1 protein-coding gene is annotated in these 2,234 nt (G+C 75.4%); it reads right to left on the bottom strand.

The genetic code is table 11. The features are described 5' to 3' along the window. On the bottom strand, positions 1-2,234 hold a 2,234-nt coding region (gene fxsT / locus AB0G02_RS36080; protein ID WP_360803723.1), incomplete at both ends, for an FxSxx-COOH system tetratricopeptide repeat protein.

Genomic DNA, 2,234 nt, shown 5'->3' with positions numbered 1-2,234 from the left:
CGCAGGTCGCCGCCCCGGCCGCGGGCGGTGATCAGCGGGCGCGGGTGGGTGAGGTCCAGGGCCCGCCGCTGCTGGGCCAGCGCCAGGTCGTCCAGCCGCAACGCCTCCGCCGGGTCACCGAGCACGCGGTGCACGTTGGCCAGCTCGGTGGCCAGCCGGTTGCGCAGCGGGTCGGCCGGGCCGAACCGCCGGGTCCACGCGTCGAGCAGGGCGCGACCGGGTTCCACCGCGGCCCGGCGCACGCCCGCGCCGCCGTCGGTGAACAGGAACCGCACCTGGTTGACGAGCCAGCGCCGCACCTTCGGGTCGTCACTCGCCAGCGCGCCGGACGGGTCGACGTGCTTCTGCAGCTCGGCGAACCGGGCGTGCCGGGTCGGGGAGTTGTCCTCCACCTCGGTCGGCGCCAGCGCGGCCAGCGCGCCGAGCACCTCGGCCCGCCGCCGTTCCCGGTCCTCGGTGGACATCCGGTCCCGCAGCGCCCGCTGCACGACCCGGTGCAGGCGGAGCGAGTACTGGTCGCCCCAGTCCACGCGGAACAGCCCGTACCGCGCGCCGTACCAGAGCACCCGGTCGATCTCGGCGGCGTCCAGCTCCAGCGGCTCGGCGTCCACCCCGCCCGACGCGACCACCCGGCCCAGCATCGCGGGCGAGCGCACCAGCCCGAGGTCCGCGCCCTCCGGCGACAGGAAGGCGCACAGCTCCGCGACCAGCACCGCCAACCGGCCGGTGGCGTTGTCCCGCAACGCGTCCACGGCGACGTCGACGACCCGCGCCACACCGTCCGATTCGGACTGTCCCAGGCGTTCGAACAGGGTGCGGGTGGCCCAGGTGGCGGCGTCGGAGTCGCGGGAGCCCGCGCCGACCTCGGCCCGCGCCGTCTCACCGAGCCAGGACGAGACCAGCTCCAGCGCGAGCGGCAGGTGGTCGACGGCGTCCGCGACCAGCCGCGCGTCGCTCGCGGTCAGCCCCGGCACGCGGTCCAGCAGCAGGCGGACGCTGTCGTCGACCTGCATCGGCACCAGCTCCACGGACTGCCCGGCCGTCGGCGCCGAGGTGATCAGCACGTGCCCGGTGGAGCCCGTCGGCAGCAGGTCGCTGATCAGGTCCAGGTCGTCGGCGTTGTCGTAGACCAGCAGGAACCGCGTGTACGCCGGGTCGTTCGACAGCCGTTCCAGCGCGGACAGCGTGCCGTAGTCGGTGGAGCCGGGCTGGCTCAGCCGCGTGGCCAGCTCCGCGAGGCCGGTCAGCACCGACTGCCGGTCGTGCGCCGTCAGCCACCACACCGCCGCGTAGTCCGAGGAGAACCGGTAGGCGTACTCCAGCGCCAGCTCGCTCTTGCCGACGCCGGGCACGCCGTTGACCGTCACCACGGCCCGCGCGGCGCCCGCCTCGACGAACTGGTCGCGCAGCGCCTCCAGCTCCTCGTCGCGGCCGACGAAACCCGGGTGGCGCGGCGGCAGCTCGAACACGTGCGGGTCGCTGCCGGGCACCCGCATCCCCGGCTCGTGCACCGTGCCGGGCCGGTCGATCAGGCCGAAGTGGCTGAGCAGCCGGGCGCTCAACGTCTCCGGGCTGTGCTCGTGCACGGAGAGCCCGCCGTCCGCGGACTCGTCCTCCGACAACCGCAGCCGCAGCACGGTCAGCGGCAGGGCGGGCAGCTCCACCGGACCGAGGTGCGGCGAGGTCAGCACTACCACCCCCGGCGGCACCTCGGCCTCGAACCACTCCGCCGCGTCCGGCAGGCGGCGGACCTGCGCGCCCGCGCGTTCCAACTGGCCGCGCACCCAGTCCGCCCAGGCCCGGTCGCGCGGCGCGTGCACGATGACCACGCGGTCCGGCTCGGTGGTCGACGTCAGCCCGAACACCCGCCGGTAGCGGGAGCGCAGCACCGGCGACACCGGGGCCACCTCGGTGACCGCGCCACCGGTGACCGCCGCGGCGAGCCTGCCGTACTGGGCCTCCAGCGCGCCGCTCGTCGTCGGCTCCTCCACCAGGATCGCCAGCAGCGGGTCGAACGCGTCGAACGGGCGGTACGGGATCTCGATCGTGCCGCCGTCGGGCACCCGCTTCGCCTGTCCCGCCAGCAGTTCGGCGAACGCGGCGTGGATCGCGGACCGGATGCGCTGCGCCCGCGACAGCTCGTCGGCGTCGTCGAACAGCGTCGCCACCGGCACCACGTCGATCCGGATCGGCGCGCGCTTGCGCAGCCGTGCGGCCAGGTCCGCCGCGTCCGC

The organism is Actinosynnema sp. NPDC023658 (genome assembly GCF_040639995.1).
Lineage (GTDB): Bacteria > Actinomycetota > Actinomycetes > Mycobacteriales > Pseudonocardiaceae > Actinosynnema.
Note: the sequence above shows the minus strand (reverse complement) of the source record. Positions and strands in the feature narration are given on the sequence as shown.